The organism is Sphingobium sp. CFD-2, assembly GCF_024611135.1.
Lineage (GTDB): Bacteria > Pseudomonadota > Alphaproteobacteria > Sphingomonadales > Sphingomonadaceae > Sphingobium > Sphingobium fuliginis.
The window spans coordinates 2,113,735-2,137,732 of the sequence record NZ_CP084405.1 but is presented as its reverse complement, the minus strand read 5'-3'; the positions used below and the strand labels follow the sequence as shown (position 1 = coordinate 2,137,732).

The 23,998-nt window shown below is 67.4% G+C and carries 27 protein-coding genes and 1 pseudogene; 21 read left to right on the top strand and 7 right to left on the bottom strand.

Annotation, left to right across the window (positions count from 1 at the left end; all coding sequences use genetic code 11):
• Positions 1-22 precede the first annotated feature (22 nt).
• From LDB29_RS10390 to LDB29_RS10380, 3 genes are all read right to left on the bottom strand, one after another.
• On the bottom strand, positions 23-1,180 hold the full coding sequence (locus tag LDB29_RS10390) for an IS4 family transposase (RefSeq protein ID WP_087575690.1): 1,158 nt from the start codon (positions 1,178-1,180) through the stop codon (positions 23-25).
• A 256-nt stretch (positions 1,181-1,436) separates the two neighbouring features.
• Positions 1,437-1,784, bottom strand: coding sequence for a hypothetical protein (locus LDB29_RS10385; protein WP_128830892.1), 348 nt, complete (start codon positions 1,782-1,784; stop codon positions 1,437-1,439).
• Between the two features lie 121 nt (positions 1,785-1,905).
• Positions 1,906-2,352, bottom strand: a complete 447-nt coding sequence (locus tag LDB29_RS10380; RefSeq protein WP_037484348.1) for an acetyltransferase — start codon at positions 2,350-2,352, stop codon at positions 1,906-1,908.
• A 65-nt stretch (positions 2,353-2,417) separates the two neighbouring features.
• On the opposite strand from LDB29_RS10380, the gene LDB29_RS10375 reads away from it, so the two are divergent.
• The 9 genes and pseudogenes from LDB29_RS10375 (at position 2,418) to LDB29_RS10335 (ending at position 8,643) form a co-directional block, all read left to right on the top strand.
• Positions 2,418-3,743: a DNA-packaging protein gene (locus LDB29_RS10375; RefSeq protein WP_025552161.1), complete on the top strand. Its 1,326-nt coding sequence runs from the start codon at positions 2,418-2,420 to the stop codon at positions 3,741-3,743.
• A 126-nt stretch (positions 3,744-3,869) separates the two neighbouring features.
• Positions 3,870-4,208, top strand: a complete 339-nt coding sequence (locus tag LDB29_RS10370; RefSeq protein ID WP_044662602.1) for a hypothetical protein — start codon at positions 3,870-3,872, stop codon at positions 4,206-4,208.
• Positions 4,209-4,321: 113 nt separating this feature from the next.
• Entirely contained in the window at positions 4,322-5,452 is a 1,131-nt protein-coding gene (locus LDB29_RS10365; protein WP_099185673.1) for a phage portal protein, read from the top strand.
• Positions 5,453-5,475: 23 nt separating this feature from the next.
• Positions 5,476-5,796, top strand: a complete 321-nt coding sequence (locus tag LDB29_RS10360; RefSeq protein ID WP_025552246.1) for a DUF6127 family protein — start codon at positions 5,476-5,478, stop codon at positions 5,794-5,796.
• The gene (locus tag LDB29_RS10355) at positions 5,789-6,181 is read left to right on the top strand and encodes an HK97 family phage prohead protease (protein ID WP_044662600.1); all 393 of its coding nucleotides are present in this window, start codon (positions 5,789-5,791) and stop codon (positions 6,179-6,181) included. The genes LDB29_RS10360 and LDB29_RS10355 overlap by 8 nt, the downstream gene beginning before the upstream one ends.
• Positions 6,182-6,309: 128 nt before the next feature.
• Entirely contained in the window at positions 6,310-7,422 is a 1,113-nt protein-coding gene (locus LDB29_RS10350) for a phage major capsid protein (protein WP_099185674.1), read from the top strand.
• A 124-nt stretch (positions 7,423-7,546) separates the two neighbouring features.
• Positions 7,547-8,028: pseudogene (locus tag LDB29_RS10345) on the top strand (phage head-tail connector protein).
• 19 nt (positions 8,029-8,047) lie between these two features.
• Positions 8,048-8,251, top strand: coding sequence for a hypothetical protein (locus LDB29_RS10340; protein ID WP_025552243.1), 204 nt, complete (start codon positions 8,048-8,050; stop codon positions 8,249-8,251).
• On the top strand, positions 8,248-8,643 hold the full coding sequence (locus tag LDB29_RS10335) for a DUF3168 domain-containing protein (protein WP_025552241.1): 396 nt from the start codon (positions 8,248-8,250) through the stop codon (positions 8,641-8,643). Before LDB29_RS10340 ends, LDB29_RS10335 begins: the two co-directional genes overlap by 4 nt.
• Before the next feature lie 245 nt (positions 8,644-8,888).
• Here LDB29_RS10335 and LDB29_RS10330 read toward each other — a convergent pair whose 3' ends face one another.
• Positions 8,889-9,218, bottom strand: coding sequence for a hypothetical protein (locus LDB29_RS10330; RefSeq protein WP_025552306.1), 330 nt, complete (start codon positions 9,216-9,218; stop codon positions 8,889-8,891).
• Positions 9,219-9,276: 58 nt separating this feature from the next.
• Between LDB29_RS10330 and LDB29_RS10325 the strand changes: the two genes are divergently transcribed.
• The 11 genes from LDB29_RS10325 (at position 9,277) to LDB29_RS10275 (ending at position 19,259) form a co-directional block, all read left to right on the top strand.
• On the top strand, positions 9,277-9,684 hold the full coding sequence (locus LDB29_RS10325; RefSeq protein ID WP_025552304.1) for a phage tail tube protein: 408 nt from the start codon (positions 9,277-9,279) through the stop codon (positions 9,682-9,684).
• Positions 9,681-10,007, top strand: coding sequence for a gene transfer agent family protein (locus LDB29_RS10320; protein WP_229742428.1), 327 nt, complete (start codon positions 9,681-9,683; stop codon positions 10,005-10,007). Before LDB29_RS10325 ends, LDB29_RS10320 begins: the two co-directional genes overlap by 4 nt.
• Positions 10,004-10,201 carry a phage tail assembly chaperone gene (locus tag LDB29_RS10315; RefSeq protein ID WP_099185675.1) on the top strand — a complete coding sequence of 66 codons (198 nt, stop codon included), beginning with the start codon at positions 10,004-10,006 and terminating at the stop codon, positions 10,199-10,201. The genes LDB29_RS10320 and LDB29_RS10315 overlap by 4 nt, the downstream gene beginning before the upstream one ends.
• Positions 10,202-10,283: 82 nt before the next feature.
• Complete coding sequence (locus LDB29_RS10310) at positions 10,284-10,826, top strand: tail tape measure protein (protein WP_099185676.1); 543 nt, start codon at positions 10,284-10,286, stop codon at positions 10,824-10,826.
• Positions 10,823-13,150 (top strand): DUF2460 domain-containing protein, encoded by a 2,328-nt coding sequence (locus LDB29_RS10305; protein WP_257554076.1) that lies wholly within the window; start codon positions 10,823-10,825, stop codon positions 13,148-13,150. Before LDB29_RS10310 ends, LDB29_RS10305 begins: the two co-directional genes overlap by 4 nt.
• Positions 13,147-13,965 (top strand): DUF2163 domain-containing protein, encoded by an 819-nt coding sequence (locus LDB29_RS10300; RefSeq protein ID WP_025551975.1) that lies wholly within the window; start codon positions 13,147-13,149, stop codon positions 13,963-13,965. Before LDB29_RS10305 ends, LDB29_RS10300 begins: the two co-directional genes overlap by 4 nt.
• A gap of 8 nt (positions 13,966-13,973) precedes the next feature.
• Positions 13,974-14,333, top strand: coding sequence for a hypothetical protein (locus LDB29_RS10295; protein WP_013039658.1), 360 nt, complete (start codon positions 13,974-13,976; stop codon positions 14,331-14,333).
• Between the two features lie 8 nt (positions 14,334-14,341).
• Entirely contained in the window at positions 14,342-16,537 is a 2,196-nt protein-coding gene (locus LDB29_RS10290; RefSeq protein WP_025551973.1) for a phage tail protein, read from the top strand.
• Between the two features lie 33 nt (positions 16,538-16,570).
• On the top strand, positions 16,571-17,074 hold the full coding sequence (locus LDB29_RS10285) for a DUF2793 domain-containing protein (RefSeq protein ID WP_025551972.1): 504 nt from the start codon (positions 16,571-16,573) through the stop codon (positions 17,072-17,074).
• 190 nt (positions 17,075-17,264) lie between these two features.
• Positions 17,265-18,341, top strand: coding sequence for an OmpA family protein (locus LDB29_RS10280; RefSeq protein WP_044662589.1), 1,077 nt, complete (start codon positions 17,265-17,267; stop codon positions 18,339-18,341).
• Between the two features lie 369 nt (positions 18,342-18,710).
• The gene (locus LDB29_RS10275; RefSeq protein WP_099185678.1) at positions 18,711-19,259 is read left to right on the top strand and encodes a superoxide dismutase family protein; all 549 of its coding nucleotides are present in this window, start codon (positions 18,711-18,713) and stop codon (positions 19,257-19,259) included.
• A 31-nt stretch (positions 19,260-19,290) separates the two neighbouring features.
• On the opposite strand, the gene thpR is transcribed toward LDB29_RS10275, so the two are convergent.
• A complete protein-coding gene (gene thpR / locus LDB29_RS10270; protein ID WP_099185679.1) occupies positions 19,291-19,839 on the bottom strand; it encodes an RNA 2',3'-cyclic phosphodiesterase in 549 nt (182 codons plus the stop codon).
• Positions 19,840-19,959: 120 nt separating this feature from the next.
• Here thpR and LDB29_RS10265 point away from each other — a divergent pair, with 120 nt between their 5' ends.
• Complete coding sequence (locus LDB29_RS10265; protein ID WP_025548846.1) at positions 19,960-20,697, top strand: Bax inhibitor-1/YccA family protein; 738 nt, start codon at positions 19,960-19,962, stop codon at positions 20,695-20,697.
• Positions 20,698-20,767: 70 nt separating this feature from the next.
• On the opposite strand, the gene LDB29_RS10260 is transcribed toward LDB29_RS10265, so the two are convergent.
• Both LDB29_RS10260 and clpA read right to left on the bottom strand, forming a co-directional pair.
• Positions 20,768-21,397 carry a glutathione S-transferase family protein gene (locus LDB29_RS10260; RefSeq protein ID WP_099185680.1) on the bottom strand — a complete coding sequence of 210 codons (630 nt, stop codon included), beginning with the start codon at positions 21,395-21,397 and terminating at the stop codon, positions 20,768-20,770.
• Positions 21,398-21,612: 215 nt separating this feature from the next.
• Positions 21,613-23,931 (bottom strand): ATP-dependent Clp protease ATP-binding subunit ClpA, encoded by a 2,319-nt coding sequence (clpA, locus tag LDB29_RS10255; RefSeq protein ID WP_044662585.1) that lies wholly within the window; start codon positions 23,929-23,931, stop codon positions 21,613-21,615.
• Between the last annotated feature and the right edge of the window lie 67 nt (positions 23,932-23,998).

The following is a 23,998-nucleotide window of genomic DNA, read 5'->3' as shown; positions in this document are numbered from 1 at the left end:
GGAACCTCACGAATCCCCTCATTCAAATGATCCCGAAAGTGCGTTTGAGGAGCTGGTGCTCGCGGATAAGCTTTTCGAACTGCAGGATGAGAGGCCGTAGTCTATCTTCGGTCATGTTGGGGATCAGTTGATAGTACATTACCCCTTGGCGGAACAGCGAATGCACGCGTCTTTTGGTCGTGCTGGTGCGCAGATGCCGGTCGTAGCCGATGGCCTCCCCGGCGGCGCCGAGCACGGTCAGAAGCACAATGGCGAGAGCGGCGATCAGCCACAACCTGTCGCGCCGGGCGGGCGTGGAGACGCGGGTTGCCGACATGCCCATCCCGAACCGCCAGTCCTTGGCATCGCGGAACGAGCATTCGATGCCCCAGCGCCGCGAGTAGAGGTCAATCAGGGTCTTGGCCGTCACTGTGGTCAGGCTGGTCGCGAGACACCACGGCTCTTTCATGTCCCTGGCGTGGACGCACATGACCGCGCCGACCGGGCAACCCTGCGCCGTGACTGTCGCCTCGCGCAGCAGCCTGGCCCGTCCCGATGGGCCGATCCACTCCTTCGCCGGGCGGCTCTCCCCGGCGGCCGTCACCTTGATGTTGCCGCGAAAGCGGATGACATAGTCGAAGTGCAGCTCGTCCTTGAGGACGCCGTAGAGCTTGGTGTCGCCAAAGCCGCGATCGGCGACGAGCAGCACCTTCACTTCTGTCGGCAATAGCTCGGCAAGCCGGGTAATGATCCAATATTCATAATGATTGCGCCGCTCTTTCAGCTCCGTCTTGCGTACCGTCAACCACAGTAGCGGCGTCGCCCGGCCATGCTCGGTAAGCAGCGACAGCATCAGGGTCGAGTGCCCGTCGGCATCGAAATCGGTCCAGTCCATGGCGACGACGATCTCGGTGCGGCTACCGAGGCAATAGCCGGCCCAGTCGGCCATCAGCGCGTCGACATCAATCCCGTCGTTCGACAGCAGCCGGTCGACCTGCTTGATCGCGTGACGCGAGAGGCGCCCTTCCTGAGCCAGTGCGAGACCGTGGCCAATCGCGCTCACCGCCAGCGATGACGCCCGCAACGCGCCCACCGTCGCATTCGCCAGCGATCTTACCCGCTTCGCGTGCAGGCCTTCGCCAAACAGTTCGTCGACAAACGAATGGACCGCTTCAGAAGAAAACGCCGCCTTCCCGTTCATGATATTCTGATCTCCCTTCGACACGGAAATGCAGAATCATCTTTCCCAACCCACGTCATCTCAAAAATGAGGGGATGGCTGAGATCGGGAACCCGAATTACTGATCCAAGCGGCAACAAATGGTCGCTTGCCGCTGGGCAGTTTTCTAATCCCGAGCCGGACCAGCGGGTTACAGGAAGCTGGACGCGATTCGTAGGCCGGGAAAGCCGATGGAGGGTGGTTTGCGGGCAGTCGGCTTTGGGGTAACGCAAGATGATTATCCGACATCTGGATATAGGACACCATAGATCGTCAAGGCTAAACCGGCGGCAAATATTGCGATCGAAAACGTCTCCATTGGGACAGACATAAAGCGATTTGGAGCTTTATACAGTAGCCGTTCCTTCAAATTTCTTTTAGGTGTCTTCGCCAAACGTTTTCGATTAAAATAGCTGCCCGCTTTCCAGTTGACCATAGCCGCTGCAATTAACGACAGCCCCCAATACCATCGTTGATCTGGTAGTAGGGGCTGCGCAATTTGGAGCATGAGCGCAAAAACCATCATTGTGCCAAATATGGTTAGCGCGGTGACATAGCCTCGACCCATCCACCAAAAAACAAACATTATTTTCCCTCAGACCAAGCGCTTGCTGATCATAGGCTTTCGAGCAATTCCTGCAACGGCAGGTTTTCGGGACGCAGAGCGGCTCGAAGAACGACAAAAACTGGTCGTTTCAGCTATCTCGTCAGGGGGCGTAGCGGAGGTGGATCAGGGGGTAGGGGCGGCCCTGGCCGTCCTGGTCGGAGCGGCCGGTGCGGGCGAAGCGCATGGCTTCGTAGAAGCCGATCGCCTGCGCATTCTGTTCGTTGACGTCCGTGGTGAGCGTGGGGTGGAGCGACAGGGCGTGGTCGATCAGGCGGCGCCCGACCCCCTGGCCGCGCCATGCGGGGTCGATGAACAGCGCCTCCATATGCGTGCCGTCGATCAGCATGAAGCCGATGGCGTGATCGTCCGGGTCGGTGGCGAGCCAGGCGGGCGCGTGGGGGAGGAAGGCGGCGACCTCCGCCTCTATCGCGGTGCGGTCTGCCGGAGTCAGGAAATCATGGGTCGCGTCGACGGCCTTGCGCCAGATGTCGAGCAGGCGGGCGCCGTCGGCGGCGCGGGCGGGGCGGATGGAACTCATGGCGGGCATATAGGGATGTGGGGCTGATCGGCCAAATCGGCCGCCGTGGAAAATCGATGAATGGAGGCGGGCGCATGGCCCTTTCGGATTTCGAGCGGCTGGCGCATCTGCCGGAGGCGGCGCGCGAGCGGGTGCTGGCCGGGCTGGGCGCGGCGGCGGCCGATGCGCTGGCGCATGACTGGCGCTGGCTGGCGCGGCCGGAGCAACTGGCGCCCGAAGGGGACTGGCGCATCTGGCTGATGATGGCGGGGCGCGGGTTCGGCAAGACGCGGGCCGGGGCGGAGTGGGTGCGCTCGGTCGCGGAGAGCGATCCGGCGGCGCGCATCGCGCTGGTCGGCGCGACGCTGGGCGAGGCGCGGGCGGTGATGGTGGAGGGGGCGTCGGGCCTGTTGTCCATCGCGCCCTGGTGGAACCGGCCGGTCTTCGCGCCGGCGCTGCGCAAGCTGGTCTGGCCCAATGGCGCGATCGCCACGCTTTACGGCGCGGCGGAGGCGGAGGGGCTGCGCGGGCCGCAGTTCAGCCATGGCTGGGCCGACGAGATCGCCAAATGGGCGGGCGGCGAGGCGGTGTGGGACAATCTGATGATGGGGATGCGGCTGGGCGGCGCGCCGCGCGTGCTGGCGACGACGACGCCGCGGCCCGTCGCCCTGGTGCGGGGGCTGGTGGCGCGCAACGGCGGCGACGTGGTGGTGACGCGGGGGCGGACGGCGGACAATGTCGCGCATCTGGCGGAAGGGTTCCTGGCGGCGATGGAGCGGAGCTATGGCGGGACGCGGCTGGGGCGGCAGGAGCTGGAGGGCGAGTTGATCGAGGAAGTCGAGGGCGCGCTGTGGACCCGCGATCTGCTGGAGCGGTGCCGGGTGGCGCATGTGCGCGGCGGGCTGGCGCGGGTGGTGGTGGCGGTCGATCCGCCCGCCTCCGCGCATGGCGATGCCTGCGGGATCGTGGTCGTCGGGCTGGGGGCGGATCGGCGCGCCTATGTGATTGCCGATGCGACGGTGGAGGGCGCGACGCCGGAGGGCTGGGCGCGGGCGGTGGCGGCGGCGGCGCTGGTGCATGGCGCGGACCGGGTGGTGGCCGAGGCGAATAATGGCGGGGCGATGGTCGAGAGCGTGCTGCGCGCCGCCGAGGCCGGGCTGCCCGTGCGGCTGGTGCATGCGAGCCGGGGGAAGGTGGCGCGGGCCGAGCCGGTGGCGGCCCTTTATGAGGCCGGGCGGGTGGCGCATCGGGGCGGCTTTCCCGCGCTGGAGGACCAGATGTGCGGGATGATGCTGGGCGGCGGCTATGAGGGGCCGGGGCGGTCGCCGGATCGGGCCGACGCCCTGGTGTGGGGGTTGACCGAGTTGATGCTGGGGCGGCGCGGGGATGCGCGGGTGCGGGGGATTTGGGGGGATGCCTGATCCTGCGCGGTCCTGCGGAGGCAGGAGCGCTATGGCCATGATCGACCGACATTGCCGGTTCGTAATGGGGGAACAATGACCTGGTGTTTGCGTAGTCCTTTCGTCTGATTTGCAAGGAGATTGGTCATGAAACTGGCCGGATGGACGATGGCTGCGGCGGGGCTGGCTCTGGTGGGTTCGCCGGTGCTGGCGGCTTCGCTGAACGGCAAGGAGCGGGCGCGGGTGGCGCGGGCCGCGCCGCGCGATCGGGATGATGTGCGCTATTGCCTGCTCCAGGCGAAGAAGGGGCGGGACAAGGGCACGGTGATCGGTGCGGCGGGCGGGGCCGGCGTCGGCGCGCTGGCCGGCGGCAGTCTGGGCGAATCCCTGCTGGCCGGTGCGGCGGGCGCCGTGGCGGGGCGCGTGATCGGGAAGAGCGAGGGGACCAATTCCGCCTGCGATCGGGTATTGGCCCGCAATCCCTGAGAGTTCGGGGACGGGGCAGACCCGTCCGGTTTTCGGTAGGCGGCTGAGCGCTGCAGACCTTCACGATCCTCCCTCCGTTCCGGGGGGAGGATTTTTTGTCGGTGGGTGGGTCCATGAAATTGTTCGGGGTGAAGGCGGCGCGCGGCGGGGCGCGGCCGGTGTTGGCGCGTGCCTGGGGTTCGGGCGGGGTCGCGCTGGGCGAGTGGCCGGCCAGCTATGAGCAGCAGGTGCGGGCCGGGGTGATCGGCAATCCGGTGGCGCAGAGGGCGCTGCGGCTGGTGTCGGAGGGGGCTGGCGGGACCGCGCTGGTCGTCGGCGGCGTCGCGGAGGAGGTTCGGGCGCGGGTGAAGGCGCTGGTGGCGCGTTGTTCGTCCGGCCAGTCGCTGGTGGAGACGGTGGCGGGCCATCTGCTGCTGCATGGCAATGCCTATGTGCAGATCATCCTGGGGGCGGACGGGATGCCGGGCGAGCTGTATGCGCTGCGGCCCGAGCGGGTGGGCGTGGAGGCGGATGCGCGGGGATGGCCGGCGGCCTATCTCTATCGCGTCGGGGAAAGCGTGACGCGGCTGTCGCCCGAGGATGGCGCTGGAAGGACCGGGATCGTGCACCTGAAGGCGCTGCATCCGCTGGACGATCATTATGGGCTGGGCTGCGTGGGGGCGGCCGCCGGGGCGGTGGCGATCCACAATGCGGCGACGGTGTGGAACAAGGCGTTGCTGGACAATGCGGCGCGGCCTTCGGGCGCGATGGTCTACGATCCGGGCGACGGGTCGGTGATGAGCCCCGAGCAGTTCGAGCGGGTCAAGCGGGAGATGGAGGTCGCCTTTTCCGGCGCGGCCAATGCCGGGCGGCCGATGCTGCTGGAGGGTGGGCTGGACTGGAAGGCGATGAGCCTGACGCCCGCCGAGATGGATTTCGTGGGGCTGAAGGCGGCGGCGGCGCGGGAGATCGCGCTCGCCTTCGGCGTGCCGCCGATGCTGATGGGGCTGCCGGGGGACAATAGCTACGCCAATTATCGCGAGGCCAATCGGGCGTTGTGGCGGCAGACGATCCTGCCGCTGCTGGCGAAGATCTGGGGCGGGTTGGCGCAGGGTCTGCAGGGCTGGTGGCCGGCGCTGTGCCTGGGCGCCGACCTGGATGCGGTGCCCGCGCTGTTCGAGGAGAGGAGCGCGCTGTGGGACCGGGTGGCGGCCGCGGACTTCCTGTCGGCGGAGGAGAAGAAGGCGATGCTGGGCATGGGATGAGGCGACGGGCGCGGAGGCAGGTGATGAAATATGATGGGGAGATGCTGGCGCGGCTGGTGGCGCAGGCCGAGGCGCAGCCGGCGGGGGCGGACATGCTGATGATCCGCGCGCTGGTCGAGGAGGCGAGCGAACTGGGCGCGGGGCGGGCGCTGGAACGGCTGGGGCTGGCGGATCGCGGGGCGGAGGCGGATGTGCGGGAGCTGCGCGAGCTGCTGGGCGGCTGGCGCGATGCGAAGAAGGCTGCGCGGGGCGCGGTCGTCGCCTGGGTCGTGCGGATCGTCACCGCGCTGATGCTGCTGGGGATGGCGGTGAAGCTGGGTCTGCTGGGGCTGGCGCATGAGTGACGTGCGGTTCGCCGGCTATGCGGCGGTGTTCGACCGGGTGGACCGGGGCGGCGACGTGGTGCGGGCAGGGGCCTTTGCCGGGGTGGCGGCGGGGGTGCCGCTGCTGTGGCAGCATCGGCCCGGCGAGGTGATCGGGACGGTCGAGAAGGTCGAGGAGGATGCGCGGGGCCTGCGCGTGATCGGGCGGGTTTCCGGGCGGACGGCGGCGGGGCGGGAGGCGGGTCGCGCGCTTCGGGAGAAGGCGGTGGACGGGTTGTCCTTTGGCTATCGGGTGCGGGAGGCGAGAGGGGTCTCGCCCCGGGAATTGCTGGAGCTGGAGGTGGTGGAGGTGAGCGTCGTCACGCATCCGATGCAGGATCTGGCTCGGGTGATTGCGGTGGAATAGGGGGCCTTACCCCTCATCCAACTTCGCCTGGGCGGCTTTGCCGCCAAGGCTTCGTATCCTTCTCCCACAAGGGGAGAAGGAGCTGTTCGGGCGGTCCGGTGGGCCGCCCTTTTTCGTGGGAGTGGTGGATGACGGATCAATTGGAAGCGAGCTTTGACGCGGTGGCGCAGGGTGAGCGTATTGCCGGGCTGGAAAGTGAGGTCGCGGCGTTGAGGGGGGCGCTGCTGGTTCAGCAGAGGCCCGCGCTGGATGGCGTGAAGGGCGGGGCGGTCGATCCGCATCGGGCCGCCTTCGTCGAGCGCTATGTGCGGCAGGGGCTCGAGGCCGGGGTCGAGCTCAAGAGCTTTTCCGGCGCTTCGGGCGCGGCGGGCGGCTATGCGGTGCCGCGGGAGATCGACCAGATCATCGGCGCGACGCTGAAGGCGATTTCGCCCATCCGGTCGATCGCCAATGTCGTGCGGACGGGGACGGCGGGCTATCGCAAGCTGGTGACGTCGGGCGGCATCGTGTCCGGCTGGGCCAGCGAAACGGGCGCGCGGGCGGAGACGGCGACGCCGAGCTTCAACGAGATCGTGCCGCCTTCGGGCGAGCTCTACGCCAATCCGGCGGCGAGCCAGGCGATGCTGGACGATGCGCAGTTCGATGTCGAGGGCTGGCTGGCCGGGGAGATCGCCCGCGAGTTCGCGGCGGCGGAGGGCGCGGCCTTCGTCAACGGCAATGGGACGAACAAGCCCAAGGGCTTCCTGACCTATACGACGACCAATGAGGCGGACAGCGTGCGCGCCTTCGGGTCGCTGCAATATGTGGCGTCGGGGGCTTCGGGGGCCTTTGCCGCTTCGGGGCAGGACAGGCTGATCGACCTGGTGCAGGCGTTGCGCGCGCCCTATCGCCAGGGGGCCTGCTTCGTGATGAATTCGGCCACGCTGTCGGTCATCCGCAAGATGAAGACCAGCGACGGGGCGTTCATCTGGCAGCCTTCGCTGAGCGCGGGGCAGCCGGCGACGCTGCTGGGCTATCCGGTGGTCGAGGCCGAGGACATGCCGGACATTGCGGCGGGTTCGCTGTCGATCGCGTTCGGCAATTTCCAGGCGGGCTATGTGATTTCCGAACGCAGCGAGACCAGCATCCTGCGCGATCCGTTCAGCAACAAGCCGTTCGTGCATTTCTATGCGGTGAAGCGGATCGGCGGGGCCGTGGCCAATTCGGAGGCGATCAAGCTGATGAAGTTCGCGGCTTCCTGATCACCCCTCATCCAACTTCGCCTAAGCGGCCTTGCCGCTAAGGCTGCGTATCCTTCTCCCACAAGGGGAGAAGGAAAGACTGGGGGCGTCCTGCGGGGCGTCCCCTTTTTTGGTGGGAGGGGCCATGTTGGCGGATCTCAAGGCCTGGTTGCGGATCGGGTCGGATGATGAGGATGGCGTGCTGGAGCGGCTTTTGGGAAGCGCTTCGGGGCTATGCGAGCAGTTTATCGGGCAGTGGCTGGTGGTGCGGGAGGCGTCGGAGACGGTCGTCGCGGACGGGAGCTGGCAGAGGCTGACGGCGCGGCCGGTGGTGGCGATCGAGGGGGTGGAGGCGGCCGGCGTGGCGCTGGCGCCGGAGGCCCATGCGATCGACATCGATGCTTCCGGCGATGGCTGGGTGCGGGCGCGGCCGGTCGATGGGCCGGGGGAGGTCGTGGTGCGCTATCGCGCGGGGCTGGCGGTCGATGAGGATGCGCTGCCCGACGCGATCCGGCAGGGGATCGTGCGGCTGGCGGCGGAGCATTTCGCGGCGCGGGGGACGTGGCGACGCCGCCCGCCGTGGTGAGCGCGCTGTGGCGGCCATGGCGGCGGATGCGGCTGGCATGAGCATGAGGGGGCGGTGGGCATGAGGGGATGGCTGGGCGCGCTGGTCGAGGCGCGGATGGAGGCGCGGCGGCGGGGGATTGCCGCGGCTCTGGCGGCGGCCGGCGTGGAGGCGCAGGTCGAGGGTGAGGCTGTGCGGCTGTCCGGGCGCGGGCTGAAGGCGCGGTGGATGGGCGATCTGGCGCTGCGGGAAGCGGTGCGGCATTCGGGAGGGGGGCGGCGATGAGCGCGGAGGTGGCGGTGCGTGGAGCCGTGGTTGCGGCCCTGCGTGGGGATGCCGTCTTGATGGCGGGGGTGAACGGGCTGTTCGACGGCGCGCCGGGACGGGCCAGCGCGCCCTATGGGGTGGTGGGGGACTGCATCGCGCTGGATTGGGGCGCGAAGGATGTGGAGGGGCGGGAACTGACCGTGGCGGTCAGCCTGTTCGACGTGGGGGAGGCGCCTGCGCGGCTGGGCGGCCTGCTGGAGCGCGTGGATGCGGCGATGCGGGCGCTGGGGCCGGTGGAGGGCTGGCGGGTCGTTGGCGCGCGGCTGGTGCGGTCCCGCGTGACGCGGACGGCGGCGCGGGACGGGTGGCAGGCCCTGGCGGATTATCGGGTGCGGGTGGTGCGGGCTTAGAGCCAATCGACATTCAGCCCTGACGGCCTGCAAATGACACTTTTCCGTGCTTCCGGTGCTCACCTACCTTGAGTAGGCTGCGCTCCGGGTCACGGAAAACCATCATTTTACCTTCGGTGGCCTTCGGCTCGGCTCGTCATCATCTGAATGTCGATTGGCTCTAGCCGAGGCGGCCCGTCGGCGTCGCGGGGGAGGATGGGTCCCCGCTTTCGCGGGGACGGCGGTGAAGCGGGGGAGGGGTGGGCTTAGCTGCCCGGCTTCGAATAGTCTTCATATTCTCCGACGATCTTGTCCCGATATTCGCTGATCTGGTCGTCGGCGTCCGATTGCGCGTCCTTGTCCGACATGCCGCTCGACTTGTCGTCGGCGACGATGGCGGCGCGGAAGGCGGCTTCCTTGGCGCCGCATTCGCTCTTCAGCGCGGACTGGAAATCGCCGAGCGACAGTTTCTTGTCGATGGCGGGCTGAATCTGTTTCGACAGGCACTGCGAATAGTCCTTGCGGCCAGTGCCGACATCGACGCCGCCCTGCGGAGCGGCGGCCAGCAACAGCATCAGGGGGGCGGTGACGAACATAGGGGGCCTCTCTCCAAATCCCGAATCTTGCACGGTTTATCGTAGAGGAGAATGCGCCATGGGCGTGGAAAAAGGAAGCGCGTTTCTGTTGAAAATAGGCGATGGCGGGGCGCCTGCGGCCTATGCGACCGTGGCCGGGATGCGGACCACGCAACTGTCCGTCAACGGCGAGGCGGTGAACGTCACGCACAAGGGATCGGGCGGCTGGCGCGAGCTGCTGTCGGGTGCGGGCGTGCGATCCGTCAGCGTGTCGGCGGCGGGCATATTCACCGGATCGGCGGCGGAGGTGCGGCTGCGCAACCATGCGCTGGCCGGGACCATCGAGGATTATGAGCTGAGCTTCGAAAGCGGCGAGAAGATGCGCGGGCGCTTTCTGGTGACGCGGCTGGACTATGCCGGGGATTATAATGGCGAGCGCAACTATGCGCTGAGCCTGGAAAGTTCCGGGCCGGTGGTGTCGCTGTGAGCGGGGGCAATGGCGCCCCCGCTAACGGTGCCCGGGGCGAGGCTGCGCTGGAACTGGGTGGGGAGCGCCTTGTGCTGCGGCCCAGTTTCGCGGCTTTGGTGGCGGCCGAGGAGGAATTGGGGCCGTTGTTCGCGCTGGTGGAGCGGGCGGCGGACGGGAAGCTGTCGCTGGGCGAGATGGCCGGGCTGTTCTGGCATTGCCTGGCGGAGCCGCCGGCCGGCTTGACGCGGGAGGCTTTGGGCGAGGCGATCGTGGCGGCGGGGCTGGCGAAGCTGACGCCGGTTCTGCGCGGGATACTCGGGCAGATTTTGGGGGGACGATGAGCTTTTTCAAAACGGCGGCGCGGCTGGCAGGGGTCGCGGGGTGGTTGCTGGGATGGCGGCCGGAGGAGTTCTGGCGGTCGACGCCCGCGGAACTGGAGAGCGTGTTGCGGGCGGCTCATGGGGATGAGGACGAGGCGCGCGTGGGGATGGATCGCGGGGAGTTGGAGAGGTTGCGGGCTGGGATGCCGGATTGAGGTTGGAATGTGGGGCTTTCCCCTCCCCCAAACCCCTCCCTGAAGGGAGGGGCTTTTTCTTTTCGGTTGCGAGGTGAGAGGGATGGACGAGGAGATCGACAATCTGGTCGTGCGGGTGCGGGCGGATAGGCAGGGTTTTGCGCGGGATGTCGAGGCCATGCGGGGGGAGCTGGAAGGGCCTCTTGCGACGGGAGCGGAGCGGGCCGGGCGGCGGATCGAGCAGGGGTTGTTGCGGGCGGTGCGGACCGGGCAGTTCGGTTTCGAGGAGCTGAAGGCCATTGCGCTGCGGGTGCTGGACGACATCGCGGCCAGCGCCTTGCGGGCCGGGATGAACGGCATCGGCGGCGATGGCGGGCTGATCGGGCTGGCGGCGTCCGCCTTGGGCTTGCCGGGGCGGGCTACCGGCGGGCCGGTGGCGCCGGGGCGGGCCTATGTCGTGGGGGAGCGGGGGCCGGAGGTCTTTGTGCCCACCGCGAGCGGGCAGGTTGTTCCCCATGGCGGTGGTGGCGCGCGGGATGTGCGGGTGAGCATCGCGGTGCAGGGGCAGGGGGCGGATAGCGCCCGATTGCTGGCGCGCAGCGCGCGGCAGGTGGCCCGGGCGGTCAGGGGGGCGATAAGCGGATGAGTAGACTGGCTTACTGGCTGGCCGATGCGCGGCGGGGGCAGGAGGCGCGGTTCATGAAGCGGTTCGCGCCGACGCACTGGACCGTCAATTTTCCCCGGCCGATGATGGCGGGTGTCGTCACCACCGCGCCGGACGCGCTTCGGGTGGATGCCGTCTTTTACGGGTCCGGGGATCTGGCGGGGCTGATCTGGGAGGCGGAGGACAAGTGGAGCCATGCCCTGCTGGCCTATGAGACGGATCGGGATTTTCGCGATTGCGTGCTGCGCTTCCGCTGGCGGAGCGGAGGGCTGCGGCGGCTGGACCAGACGCATGGGCCGACGCTGACCATCGAGGGGAGGGACGCGGCGGGGCATGCGCGGGCCTGGTATGTGCGCTTGTGGAACTATGCGAGCGGCGGGCCGGAAGATGCTGTCATCACACTGGATTTTGCCGCGCTCAGAAGCGGATTCCTGATGAGCGAAGGGGAAGAGGTCTGGGCAGGCGATGTGGACCGGATGTTCATCTCCCTCGCCGCGCCCGGTTACAATGCGGGGAGCGCCGCCTTTGCCGGCGGGGTCGAGGGGTGGTGCGAGCTTTCCGACATGCGCTGCGACGGGGCCGGGTCGGTGCTGCGCGTGGGCGATGCGGTGCTGCCCGAACATGGGCTGTCGATGGCGACCGGCTATGACGACTGCTTCAACCAGACGCCGGAGCGGATCGTCGCGTCGATCCATGCGCTGGGCTATCGCGGGGACATCAACCATTATGTCGGGATGAGCCATTATTTCCGGCTGGAACCGCTGGCCGGCGGATTTTACATCAGCCAGGCCGGCGGGGTGCTGAACGCGCCCTGCGCCGCCTGGCATGCCGATTTCGCGCGGCGGGCGAAGGCGCTGGGGCTGGGGGTGATCTGGTCGCTTTCCTATGAATTGTTCGACGCGCATTGCTGGAACGACTGGAAGCAGCGGGCGGAGGATGGCGCGCCCGCGCTGACGGGCTGGTCGCCGCCCTCCACCCTGCTTTCCCCTGCGCATGACGGGGCGATGAGCTATTTGCGGCTGGTGGCAGGGGCCTTTGTTTCCATCGGGTTGGCGGCTGGACTCGAGATCGGATTTCAGGTGGGCGAGCCCTGGTGGTGGGTGATGCCCGCCGACGGGCGCATCTGCCTGTATGACGATGCGGCGCGGGCGGCGTTCGGGACGGCGCTGGTGTCGATCCCGGATGTGCGGGGGACGCTGAGCGCCGGGCAGAAGGCGTTGCTGAACCGGGCGGGCGAAGTGCTGGCGGCATCGACGGCGGCGCTCTGCGCCTGGGTGAAGGGGGTGGCGCCGGGGGCGGTGACGCATCTGCTCGCCTATCTGCCCACGGTGCTCGATCCGCTGGCGCCGGAAGCCAAGCGGGCGAACATGCCGTTGGGATGGGCGTCGCCCGCCTTCGATGTGCTGCAACTGGAAGATTATGACTGGGTGACGCAGGGGCGCGAGCGGCTGACGGCGCGGGGCGTCGAACTGGCGGTGGAGCGGCTCGGCTATCCGGTCGAGGCGCAGCATTATCTTTCGGGCTTCGTGCTGCGCGGGGAGGATGCCGCGCAATGGCGGGAGATCGCGGCGGCGGCGGATGCGGCGGTGCGGCGGGGGACGGCGGCGACCTTCATCTGGGCGCTGCCGCAGGTGGCGCGGGACGGCTTCACCTGCTTCAGATTAAATGGGGAGGAAGATATGCAAGCCTTTGACGATGTGTCCTTTCCTTTGTGCGTCGGACGGGAAGCGAGTGTCGCGCCGGCCTTTTCGACGCAGGTCGTGGAGAGCGTTTCGGGGCATGAGCGGCGCAGCAGCGACTGGGCGAATGCGCGCCTGTCCTTCGATGCCGGGCCGGGCGTGCGGTCGGAGGCGGACATGGCGGCGCTGATCGCCTTCTTCCGGGCGCGGCGCGGCGCGGCGCGGGGGTTCCGGTTCAGCGATCCCTTCGATGACCGCAGTTGCGGCATGGGGGAGGCGCCGGGGCCGCTGGACCAGCGGCTGGGGCTGGGCGACGGGGTGCGGGCGGAGTTTCCCTTGCAGCGCTTCTACGGCGCGGGCGAGGAGGCGCAGGCGCGGCGGATCACGCGGCCGGTGGCGGGGACCATCCGGGTCGCCGTGGACGGCGTGGAGATGATGGGCGGCTGGAGCCATGCCGGGCTGGGCGTGATCGCCTTCGATGTCGCGCCCGCCGAGGGGGCGGTGCTGACGGCCGGTTTCCGCTTTGACGTGCCGGTGCGCTTTGCCGAGGACCGGCTGGACATCAACCGGGCGACCTTCGCGGCGGGCGAGGCGCCGTCGGTGCCATTGGTGGAGATCAGGGAATGAGCGGGCTGGAAGCGTTGGAGAAGCCGCTGGCGACGCTGGCCTTTTGCTGGCGGATCGAGCGGCGGGACGGGGTGACGATCGGGCTGACGAGCCATGATCGCGATCTGGAGATCGGCCATCTGCTCTATCGGGCGGCGCCGGGGATGACGCCTTCCGCCGTGCGCAGCGGCATCGGGGTGGAAGGCGCGGACAGCGATGTCGAAGGCGCGCTGGTGGCGGATGCGATCAGCGAGGCGGACCTGATGGCGGGGCGCTGGGACGGGGCCGGGCTGGAGTTGCGGCTGACCGAGTGGGAGGCGCCGGGCGATCTGTGGCTGCTGCTGGCGCGGGGGGAGATCGGGGCCGTGACGCGCAAGGCGGGGGCTTTTTCAGCGGAGCTGGTGGGCGCGATGGCGGCGCTGAAGGCTTCTGTCGCGCCGTCCACTTCGCCGGACTGCCGGGCTGCGCTGGGGGACAGGCAGTGCCGGGTCGACCTGGCCGGGCGGCGGCGCGTGGTGGCCGTCGGCGCGGTGGAGGATGCGGTGGCGAGCGTGGCCGGGCTGGAGCCGGGGGCCTACGCCTTCGGGACGCTGCGCTGGCTGACCGGGGCCAATGGCGGGATAGTGCAGGGGGTGATCGACAATGGCGCCGAGGATGTCGGCCTAACCGATCCGCCGCCCTTTGCGGTGGAGGCGGGCGCGCTGGCGCTGCTGACCGAGGGGTGCGACCGGCAGTTGGCGACGTGCGTCGGCCGGTTCGGCAATGCGGTGAATTTTCGGGGGGAGCCCTATCTGCCGGGGACGGATTTGCTGACGCGCTATCCGGGGGCGGCGTGAGCGGGGTCGTGGCGGCGGCCCGCGCCTTGGTGGGCGTGCGGTTCCGCCTGCACGGGCGGCTGCCCGAGCGGGGGCTGGATTGCGTCGGGCTGGCGGCGCTGGTGCTGGGGCGGGCGGCGCCGGAGGGATATGGGCTGCGGTCCGGGGATGAGGGCCGGGCGGCGGACTGGCTGCGCGCGGCGGGGCTGCGGCGGGTCGATGCGGCGCGCGAGGGCGATCTGGCGCTGGTGCGGCCGGGGCCGTTGCAACTGCACCTGATGATCGTCGTGCCGGGCGGGCATGTCCATGCCCATGCGGGCGTGGGGCGCGTCGTGGAGATGCCGGGGCCTTCGCCCTGGCCGGTGCTGGGTTACTGGCGGGCGGAATAGGAGAATCTATGGCGACGATCGTGTTGACCGCCCTTGGCACGGCCATTGGCGGGCCGCTGGGGGGCGCCATCGGCGGGCTGATCGGCAACGCCTTCGACCATGCGGTGCTGTTCAGGCCCAAGGGCGTGGAGGGGCGGCGGCTGAACGAGGTTCAGGTCCAGACGTCGACCTATGGGTCGCAGGTGCCGAGGCTGTTCGGGACGCTGCGGGTGGCGGGAACCGTGATCTGGGCGACGGACCTCAAGGAGACGAGGCACAGGAGCGGCGGAGGCAAGGGGCGGCCCAGCGTCACCAGCTACAGCTATTCGGCGAGCTTTGCCGTGGCGCTGTCGGCGCGGGCCGTGCGGTCGGTGCGGCGCATCTGGGCGGACGGCAACCTGCTGCGCGGGGCGGCGGGGGACTTCAAGACCGAGCTGGGGGCGTTCAGGCTGCATGGCGGAGGCGAGGATCAGGCGGTCGATCCGCTGATCGCGGCAGCGGAGGGCGTGGGAGCGACGCCGGCGCATCGCGGGATCGCCTATGCCGTGTTCGAGGATCTGGCGCTGGCGGATTATGGCAACCGCATTCCTTCACTGACCTTCGAGGTGGAGGCGGACGAGGGGCCGGTCGCGATTGCCGGTCTGGCGGCGGCGTTGAGCGGGGGGATGTTGACCGGCGATGGGCTGGGCGCGGTCGCCGGCATGGCGGCGGGCGGCGCGGATGTGGGCGATGCGCTGGCGCCGCTGGTGGAGGCGTTCGGCCTGGCCTTCGTGGCGGAAGAGGCGGGGTTGCGCCTGCGGGCCGCGGAGGGAGAAGGGACGGCGGCGATCGCGGCGGGGGCGCTGTGCCGGTCGGTCAATGGGCGGGCGCTGGACGGGTTCGAGCATGCGGGCGGCGCGGCGGACAGCGTGCCGGCGGCCTTGTCGATCCGTTATCATGATCCGGCGCGCGACTATCAGGCGGGTGTGCAGCGTATCGGCCGGCCGGGGCCGGGACGGCTGGAGCAGGGGGTGGACCTGCCGATGGTGCTGTCGGGCGAGGAGGCGCGGTCGCTGGCGGCGCGGAAGCTGGGGATGGCCTGGGCGGGGCGATCGACCATGACGCTGCGCTGCGGATGGGATGCGCTGCGCCATGCGCCGGGCGATGTCGTCGCGGTGGAAGGCGTGCCGGGCCGGTGGCGGATAGAGGAGCGCGAATGGGAGGCGATGGCCGTGCGCCTCGCCTTGAGGCGCTTGCCGGGGGCGGGCGCCGCGATGCCGCCGGGGGCGTCCTCCGGCGCGATGGTGCGGCAGGCCGACACGCCGCATGGCCCGACCACGCTGATGCTGGCCGATCTGCCCACGATCAGGGAAGGGGCGGCGGCCGCTCCCCTGATCGTGGCGGCGGCGAGCGGTGGCGAGGCGTGGCGCGGCGCGGCGCTTTTCGTGGTCGGTGCGACGGGGGAGGCTTCGCCTGCCGGGCGGACGGCCGGCCGCGCCGTGATGGGGCGAACGGACAATGGACTGGCCGCGGGGAGCGTGACGATGATCGACCGGATCAATGCCCTCCATGTCACTCTGCTGTCGGCGGACATGGAATTGGCGGGGGCGGACGAGGCGGCGCTGGGGCTGGGGCGCAATCTGTGCCTCGTCGGGCGGGAACTGGTCCAGTTCAGCCATGTGGTGCAGACCGGCGCGGCCAGTTTCCGGCTGGAAGGGCTGCGGCGGGGATTGTTCGGAACCGAATGGGCGATGGATTCCCACGGCGAGGGCGAGGCCTTCCTGCTGCTGGAGGAGGACCGGCTGGTCGAGCTCGCCGCTTATGGCGGGGTGGAGATTGGCGGCAGCCTCCATGTCTCCGCGATCGGGGTCGGCGACAGCGAGCCGGCCGATGCGCTGTTGACGATAAGGGGGGAAGCCCTGGCGCCGCCTTCCCCGGTGCATGTCACGGCGCGTGCGGACGGAGATGGCGGCTGGATCGTCGGCTGGACCAGGCGCAGCAGGAGCGGGTGGCGCTGGACCGGCGGGGCCGACGTGCCCCTGGGCGAGGATCGGGAGAGCTATGAACTGCGCCTGTGGGCAGGGTCGACGGAACTGCGCAGGATCGTCACCGACCGTTCGCCCTGGACCTATGACGCGGCCGCGGTGGCGGAGGATATGGGCCATTCGGGCGGGCTGGCGGTCGAGATCCGTCAGATCGGCACCTATGCGCTGGGGCGTGCGGCGCGGATCGTTCTGGTCGGCTGATGGCCATTTTCTGAAGAAAAGGACAATCGAATCATGGTGATGGACTCGACGCTCCGTTGGGCCTTGCCCCAGCTTTTCGCCGGGCAGGCGCAGAAGGAGCTGTTTCACAACGAGGCGCTGGCGCGGATCGACATGCTGCTGCATGGTGCCGTGGAAAGCGCCGACCGGGATGAGCCGCCCGCGTCGCCGACGGTTGGCGACTGCTGGATCGTGGCCGCCGGGGCAGGTGGCGCCTGGGAAGGGCAGGATGGGGCCCTGGCCTGCTGGACCGAAGGGGGATGGCGTTTCGCCGCGCCCCGCGCGGGCCTTTCCCTATGGGTCGCGGACCGGGGGCATGTCATGCGGCATGACGGCGCGCGCTGGGAGGATTCCGCCGTGCGGGCAGATGGCGTCTATGTCGGTGGGCAGCGGGTCGTGGGCGCGGCCGTGGCGGCCGTCGCCAATCCGGCGGGCGGCGCCATAGTCGACGTGGAGGCGCGTTCGGCCCTTGCCGCAATTCTGGGCGCGCTGCGGACACATGGACTGATCGCAAGCTGATCCTGCTGTGACTTTCGCTGTGTCCGCCTTTTACCAGAATTGCCCTTTCGAATTAGGAGCCAACGGAAGGCGACAGGGTTAACTGCGTTATTTTTGCAACAGTTTTGCCAATTGTGGACTTGCCATGAAACTTTCTACCCGATACAGGGTTTCAGCAGTCCTTCGTGACACTTTTGAAAGGGGAATTCAGATGCGGAAGCTTGCCCTCGCGGCTGTGCTTGCGACCAGCGCCCTGGCCACCCCGGCCCTGGCGCGTGACAATAGCTGGTATATCGGTATCGATTCCGGCGTTGTTCTCGTCGAAGATCAGGACATCACCTTCACCCCCGGCAATGGCGGCGCTGCCAGCAACACGGTTGCCGGCGTGGACTACCACAAGGGCTTCGATGGTGACGCCAATATCGGTTATGACTTCGGCGGTTTCCGTCTGGAGGCCGAGGCCGCTTACAAGCGCGCCAAGGTGGATCTGGACAAGAGCGGCTTCGGCGGTTCGGCTTCGGCTCTGTCGTTCATGCTGAACGGCTTGCTGGACTTCGGTCCCGATGACGGCCTGCAGGGCTTCGTCGGCGGCGGTGTCGGCGTTTCGCGCGGCAAGCTGGCCAACGATCTGGTGAACGATTCCGACACCGGCTTCGCCTGGCAGGCGCTGGCTGGCGTTCGCTATCCGCTGACCAACAATGTCGACGTCTCGCTGAAGTATCGCTTCTTCAACCAGGACGACATCAAGCTGATCCCGGCCTACACCACCATCGGTGGCCCCGCCGGCTCGTCGGTCGACACCAAGCTGCGCACCCACAGCCTGCTGCTGGGCCTGACCTACAACTTCGGTGGTGAACCGGCTGCTCCGCCGCCGCCCCCGCCGCCTCCGCCGCCCCCGCCGCCTCCGCCCCCGCCGCCTCCGCCGCCGGTCGCTGAGTGCAGCCCTGGGCCGTACATCGTCTTCTTCGAATGGGACAAGTCGGACATCACGCCTGACGCCGCCACCATTCTGGACAATGCGGTTTCGGCCTACAGCAACTGCGGCAGCGCGCAGGTCATGCTGGCGGGTTATGCGGACCGTTCGGGTTCGGCCTCGTACAACGTCGGCCTGTCCCAGCGTCGCGCCGATGCCGTCAAGGCATATATCTCGTCGAAGGGCATTCCTGACGGCGTGATCACGACCCAGGCGTTCGGTGAATCGAACCCCCGCGTCGAAACCGCCGACGGCGTCCGCGAACTGCAGAACCGTCGCGTGGAAATCACCTACGGTCCGGGTTCGGGTCAGTAAGATTTTCCATCCTTCGGGATGGGAAGGGATCGAGGGGCTGGTCGAAAGACCGGCCCCTTTTTCCATGCGGTTTGTACAGGGAGGGCCGGGAACTCGCCTGTAGCGGGCTTCGGATCAAATCGGGGAAGATGCTGTTCACGCCCGGCCAGCCTCTGGTGCTGCCAATGCCATTGGCAATGCGGAAGTTGCGTGCAACGGATTGGTCCCTGGCGAGCCGCTGTCTTGCTCGAGCGCCCTTGGAGGAGCGGCTTGTGCCCTCCGGCCAAAGGCATGATCAGGATGAAAAGCGGTGACATTTCGGATCGCTTAGGCAACAAAGACCGTCATGTTGCGTTCGCCTTGCAGCGTTCTTCTCGGAGTTGGTTCATCATGAAAATTGCCGCAATTCTTCTGGCATTGACGATGGCTGCCCTGGCATCGGCCTGTGCGACCGGGTCGTCGGGGACGGCCCCTGCAAGCGACGCCGCCGCGCCTGTGGCCCATGCGAAGCTGCTGGCCGCGGACGGATCGCCGCGCGGAGAGGCGACGGTGACGCAGGCGACCGATGGCCTGCATGTGCTGGTGCGCGCGCAAGGGCTGACGCCGGGCATGCATGCCGTGCATATCCACGGCACCGGAACCTGCACGCCGCCCGATTTCACGAGCGCTGGCGGGCACTGGAATCCCACGGGTCACAAGCATGGCAAGGATAATCCTGCGGGCATGCACATGGGCGATATGCCGAACATGATCGCCGGCGCCGACGGTTCGGGCGAAATGGAATATGTCATCCCCGGCGGGACCATCAGCGGAGGCGCGACGCCGCTGCTGGACGGCGACGGCGCGGCATTGGTGATCCATGCGCAGGCGGACGACAACAAGACCGATCCTGCCGGCAATGCGGGTGGACGGGTGGCCTGCGGCGCGCTGTCGACCTGAATTCGCCGGGAACGCTTGCGACAATCGCGTCTTATTCGGGATCGTTCCTGTCCGCCCGATAGCGTTCGATCAAATGATAGGTCGAGCCGTTCTGGCTGAGATGGCTTTCATAGAGGGCGAACTCATCGACGGTGAATGGGGCGCTTGCCAGGCCGGCATGAAGGGCGATGAAGGCGTCCATCGGGCCGGCCGTGCGTCCGAAGCGGGCGAGGGTGATATGCGGCAGATAGCTGCGATCGTCCGGCGGCAGGCCCGCGGCGATGCAGGCGCGGTCCACTTTCCGATGAAGCCGGGCGAGGGGTGCGCGTGGCTCCATGCCTGCCCAGAGCGCGTTGACATGGCCCTTGCGGTCGAAGCAGCCCACGCCGGACAGTGCGGTCCGGAAGGGCGAAAAGCGGATATTCGCCAGTGCGTCGGCGACGTCATTGGCCTGGTGGCGGTCGACCTCTCCAATGAAGCGCAGGGTGATGTGCAACTGGTCGTCGTCCTGCCAGCGCGCTCCGTTGATCCCGTTCATCAGGGCGATGAGGCCGGCGCGGATGTCGGCGGGCGGGCGTATGGCGACGAACAGGCGGTGCATCGCCTTCCTATAGCTGTTTCGCGGCGATAAGTCAGATTGCGCTCGCGGCTTGAATTGGAAGCGCGATAAGCCGATAATGAGGGAACCGGCCGCATGGATGCCGGTGAAGGAGAATATCTCATGGCCAATTGGTCCGATCCGCGTTCCGACGTTGCGGGTTTTGGCGGCACGACCGTTGCGCGCGGGGAGGCGTATGACGCTGGCCTGCGCAGCTATATGCTGTCGGTTTACAATTATATGGCGAGCGGCGTGCTGCTGACGGGCGTCGTCGCCATGCTGTTCGCCTCCAGCGGGTTTGCCTACCAGATACTGGCCGGACCCGGCATATTGAAATATGTCATCATGTTCGCGCCGCTGCTGTTCGTGATGACGATGAGCTTTGGCATCAACCGTCTGTCGACCTTCGCGATGCAGGCGATGTTCTGGGCCTATGCCGCGGTGATGGGCCTGTCGCTCTCGTCCATCCTGCTGGTCTATACCGGCACGTCCGTTGCCCAGACCTTCTTCGCGACGGCGGCTGCCTTTGCGGGGCTGAGCCTCTGGGGCTATACGACGAAGCGCGACCTTTCGGGTTTCGGCACCTTCCTCATCATGGGTGTTGTCGGTCTGCTGGTCGCCAGCCTCATCAACCTGTTCCTGCGGTCGAGCGCCATGAATCTGGTGATCAGCTTCGTCGGCGTGCTGCTGTTTGCGGGTCTGACCGCTTATGACACGCAGAAGATCAAGAGCATCTATGCCTATGTCGCCGGAACGGACATGATGGGCAAGTCGGTGGTGATGGGGGCGCTGAACCTCTATCTCGACTTCATCAACATGTTCCTGTTCCTGCTGCGCTTCATGGGCAATCAGCGCAACTGAAGACGGCTTTAGCTGAAATAAGGGAAGGCCCGGCGAAGTGGTTCGCCGGGCCTTTTGCTTTGGGGGTGCTTCAGGCGGGCTTCTGCATCTTTGCGATCAGGGTGTTGTCCAGTTCCTTTTGCCGTTTATAGGCCGGGCGCTCGCGCAGGCGCGCCGCATAGGCTTCGAAGACGGGGCGGCTGGGGATCGAACCGAAGCTGAGGCCCCAATCGACCTGCGCTCCCACATAGACGTCGGCGGCGGTGAACCGGTCGCCGCAAATCCAGGCTGGTCCGGAGACGGCGCGTTCCAGGGCATCGATCGCATGGTCGAACGTGCCATAGCCGGCCAGACGCTCGCGGCCTTCGGGAACGGCAAAACCGAGCGCCTTGTTGGTGATGGCGGCCTCCACCGGGCCGGCGGCGAAGAAGAGCCAGCGATAATAGTCGGCGCGACCATCGGTGGCGGGCGCCAGGCCGGCGGCGGGAAAGGCATCGGCCAGATAGGCGCAGATGGCGGCGCATTCGGTCACCACCTTGCCTGCGTGGACGATGGCGGGAACCTTGCCCATCGGGTTGATCGCGAGGTAATCGGCCGACTTCATGCCGACGTCATAATCCAGCACGACGATGTCGTAGGGCTCTCCCACTTCCTCCAGCATCCAGCGGGCGATCTGCCCGCGCGACATCGGATTGGTGTAGAGGGTGATTTCGTTCGACATCGCGACTCTCCCGCATCTGGCGTGAGCCATCCTTGTGCCCGATGGAGAGCAATCCGCAAGTTGTCGCTTCGGCAGGCGGTCCAGCGGTTCGGGAGGCTTGATGCCGCGGGGAGGATCGGCCGTGCTGATCCGTGGCCGGTTTCTTCGGCAGGCACGAATGATCAAGGGCGACCCCGAGGGGCCGCCCTTGTCATGATTGCCGTTGATGCGCTATTTTACTTCGCCCGTTCCGCAGGCTTCGACTTGCCACCCTTCTTCCCCTTCTTGGGGGCGGCGGGGGTGATTTCGAAGGCGAGGGCGTCGTCCTTCAGCCGGACATGGACTTCGCCGCCATGCACCAGCTTGCCGAACAGCAGTTCCTCGGCCAGCGGCTGCTTGATCTTCTCCTGCATCAGGCGGCCCATCGGGCGCGCGCCATAGAGCTTGTCATAGCCCCGCTTGGTGAGCCAGGCCTTCGCCTCGTCGTCCAGGGTGATGTGGACGTCGCGGTCGGCCAGTTGCAGTTCCAGTTGCAGCACGAACTTGTCGATGACCCGCGCCACGATCTCCGGCGGCAGATAGCCGAAGGGTACGATGGCATCGAGGCGGTTGCGGAATTCGGGGGTGAAGAGCTTCTTTACCGCGTCTTCCTGCGCATCCTCGCGGGTCAGTTCGCCAAAGCCGATGCTTTCCTTCGCCATGTCCGACGCACCGGCATTGGTGGTCATGATGAGGATGGTGTTGCGGAAATCCACCGTCTTGCCGTGATGATCGGTGAGGCGGCCATTGTCCATCACCTGGAGCAGGATGTTGAACAGGTCCGGATGGGCCTTCTCGATCTCGTCCAGCAGCAGCACGCTATGCGGATTCTGGTCCACTGCATCGGTCAGCAGGCCGCCCTGGTCATAGCCGACATAGCCCGGAGGGGCGCCGATCAGGCGGCTGACCGAATGGCGTTCCATATATTCCGACATGTCGAACCGTTGGAGCGGAATGCCGAGCAGATGGGCGAGTTGCCGCGCAACCTCCGTCTTGCCGACGCCGGTGGGGCCGGAGAAGAGATAGTTGCCGATCGGCTTGTCGGGATCGCGCAGGCCCGCCCGCGACAGCTTGATCGCGGAGGACAGCACCTCGATCGCCCGGTTCTGGCCGAAGACGACGCGCTTGAGGTCGGTGTCGAGCGTTTCGAGAACCGACTTGTCGTCCGCCGAGACCGTCTTGGGAGGGATGCGGGCCATGGTCGCGATGACCTGCTCGATCTCCCTGGGGGTGATCGTCTTCTTGCGCTTGGACGGCACGACCAGCATCTGCATCGCGCCGACCTCGTCGATCACGTCGATCGCCTTGTCCGGCAGTTTGCGGTCGTTGATGTAGCGCGCCGACAGCTCCACCGCCGCCTTGATCGCGTCGGGGGTGTATTTGACGTTGTGATGCTCCTCAAAGGCGCTGCGCAGCCCGGCGAGAATCTTGATCGTGTCCTCGACCGTGGGTTCGTTGACGTCGATCTTCTGGAACCGGCGCAGCAGGGCGCGGTCCTTCTCGAAATGGTTGCGGAACTCCTTGTAGGTGGTGGAGCCGATGCAGCGGATCGTGCCGCCCGACAGGGCAGGCTTCAGCAGGTTGGACGCATCCATCGCGCCGCCGCTGGTCGCGCCCGCGCCGATCACCGTGTGGATCTCATCGATGAAGAGGACTGCGTGCGGCATCTTCTCCAGCTCGGTGACGACCGCCTTCAGCCGCTCCTCGAAATCGCCGCGATAGCGGGTTCCGGCAAGCAGCGCGCCCATGTCGAGCGAGTAGATCACCGCTTCCTTGAGGACGTCGGGAACCTCGCCCTCCACGATCTTGCGCGCCAAGCCTTCCGCGATGGCGGTCTTGCCCACGCCCGGGTCGCCCACATAGAGCGGGTTGTTCTTCGATCGCCGGCACAGGATCTGGATGGTCCGGTCGACTTCGGAAGCGCGGCCGATCAGCGGGTCAACCTTGCCCCGCGCCGCCTTCTCATTGAGGTTGACGGTGAACTGCTCCAAGGCACTGTCCTTCTTGCCCTTGCTGTCCTGCGCCTTCTTCTCCTCCTCCTGAGCGCCCTTGGTTTCGCGCGGTTCAGGGGCGGCCGTGCCCTTGCCGACGCCGTGGCTGATATAGCTGACGGCATCCAGGCGGCTCATATCCTGTTGCTGGAGGAAGTAGACGGCATAACTTTCCCGCTCGGAGAAAAGCGCGACGAGCACATTGGCTCCCGTCACTTCATCCTTTCCGGAGGATTGGACATGCAGGATCGCGCGCTGGACCACCCGCTGGAAGCCGCTGGTGGGGGAGGGGTCGCTTGCCCCCTCCACCTTCAGGCTGTCGAGTTCGGTATCCAGATATTGCGTCACCGCGTCGGACAGTTCGCCAAGCTCCACGCCGCAGGCCTGCATCACCTTCGACGCATGTTCGTCGTCGATCAGCGCGAGCAGCAGATGCTCCAGCGTCGCATATTCGTGACGACGCTCCGATGCGTGGGTCAGCGCATTATGCAGGGTGGTTTCAAGGGCGGGTGCGAAAGATGGCATGTCTCTTATACTCCTGACCCCCAATGAGGGGCTGTCTTGAACCATATGTCGGCATTGCTCGACGGCG

What these genes read in the sequence shown, in the direction of transcription:
- LDB29_RS10390 (WP_087575690.1), bottom strand. Translation starts at nt 1,180, where the DNA reads ATGAACGGGAAGGCGGCGTTTTCTTCTGAAGCGGTCCATTCGTTTGTC.
- LDB29_RS10385 (WP_128830892.1), bottom strand. Translation starts at nt 1,784, where the DNA reads ATGTTTGTTTTTTGGTGGATGGGTCGAGGCTATGTCACCGCGCTAACC.
- LDB29_RS10380 (WP_037484348.1), bottom strand. Translation starts at nt 2,352, where the DNA reads ATGCCCGCCATGAGTTCCATCCGCCCCGCCCGCGCCGCCGACGGCGCC.
- LDB29_RS10375 (WP_025552161.1), top strand. Translation starts at nt 2,418, where the DNA reads ATGGCCCTTTCGGATTTCGAGCGGCTGGCGCATCTGCCGGAGGCGGCG.
- LDB29_RS10370 (WP_044662602.1), top strand. Translation starts at nt 3,870, where the DNA reads ATGAAACTGGCCGGATGGACGATGGCTGCGGCGGGGCTGGCTCTGGTG.
- LDB29_RS10365 (WP_099185673.1), top strand. Translation starts at nt 4,322, where the DNA reads ATGAAATTGTTCGGGGTGAAGGCGGCGCGCGGCGGGGCGCGGCCGGTG.
- LDB29_RS10360 (WP_025552246.1), top strand. Translation starts at nt 5,476, where the DNA reads ATGAAATATGATGGGGAGATGCTGGCGCGGCTGGTGGCGCAGGCCGAG.
- LDB29_RS10355 (WP_044662600.1), top strand. Translation starts at nt 5,789, where the DNA reads ATGAGTGACGTGCGGTTCGCCGGCTATGCGGCGGTGTTCGACCGGGTG.
- LDB29_RS10350 (WP_099185674.1), top strand. Translation starts at nt 6,310, where the DNA reads ATGACGGATCAATTGGAAGCGAGCTTTGACGCGGTGGCGCAGGGTGAG.
- LDB29_RS10340 (WP_025552243.1), top strand. Translation starts at nt 8,048, where the DNA reads ATGAGGGGATGGCTGGGCGCGCTGGTCGAGGCGCGGATGGAGGCGCGG.
- LDB29_RS10335 (WP_025552241.1), top strand. Translation starts at nt 8,248, where the DNA reads ATGAGCGCGGAGGTGGCGGTGCGTGGAGCCGTGGTTGCGGCCCTGCGT.
- LDB29_RS10330 (WP_025552306.1), bottom strand. Translation starts at nt 9,218, where the DNA reads ATGTTCGTCACCGCCCCCCTGATGCTGTTGCTGGCCGCCGCTCCGCAG.
- LDB29_RS10325 (WP_025552304.1), top strand. Translation starts at nt 9,277, where the DNA reads ATGGGCGTGGAAAAAGGAAGCGCGTTTCTGTTGAAAATAGGCGATGGC.
- LDB29_RS10315 (WP_099185675.1), top strand. Translation starts at nt 10,004, where the DNA reads ATGAGCTTTTTCAAAACGGCGGCGCGGCTGGCAGGGGTCGCGGGGTGG.
- LDB29_RS10310 (WP_099185676.1), top strand. Translation starts at nt 10,284, where the DNA reads ATGGACGAGGAGATCGACAATCTGGTCGTGCGGGTGCGGGCGGATAGG.
- LDB29_RS10305 (WP_257554076.1), top strand. Translation starts at nt 10,823, where the DNA reads ATGAGTAGACTGGCTTACTGGCTGGCCGATGCGCGGCGGGGGCAGGAG.
- LDB29_RS10300 (WP_025551975.1), top strand. Translation starts at nt 13,147, where the DNA reads ATGAGCGGGCTGGAAGCGTTGGAGAAGCCGCTGGCGACGCTGGCCTTT.
- LDB29_RS10290 (WP_025551973.1), top strand. Translation starts at nt 14,342, where the DNA reads ATGGCGACGATCGTGTTGACCGCCCTTGGCACGGCCATTGGCGGGCCG.
- LDB29_RS10285 (WP_025551972.1), top strand. Translation starts at nt 16,571, where the DNA reads ATGGTGATGGACTCGACGCTCCGTTGGGCCTTGCCCCAGCTTTTCGCC.
- LDB29_RS10280 (WP_044662589.1), top strand. Translation starts at nt 17,265, where the DNA reads ATGCGGAAGCTTGCCCTCGCGGCTGTGCTTGCGACCAGCGCCCTGGCC.
- LDB29_RS10275 (WP_099185678.1), top strand. Translation starts at nt 18,711, where the DNA reads ATGAAAATTGCCGCAATTCTTCTGGCATTGACGATGGCTGCCCTGGCA.
- thpR (WP_099185679.1), bottom strand. Translation starts at nt 19,839, where the DNA reads ATGCACCGCCTGTTCGTCGCCATACGCCCGCCCGCCGACATCCGCGCC.
- LDB29_RS10265 (WP_025548846.1), top strand. Translation starts at nt 19,960, where the DNA reads ATGGCCAATTGGTCCGATCCGCGTTCCGACGTTGCGGGTTTTGGCGGC.
- LDB29_RS10260 (WP_099185680.1), bottom strand. Translation starts at nt 21,397, where the DNA reads ATGTCGAACGAAATCACCCTCTACACCAATCCGATGTCGCGCGGGCAG.
- clpA (WP_044662585.1), bottom strand. Translation starts at nt 23,931, where the DNA reads ATGCCATCTTTCGCACCCGCCCTTGAAACCACCCTGCATAATGCGCTG.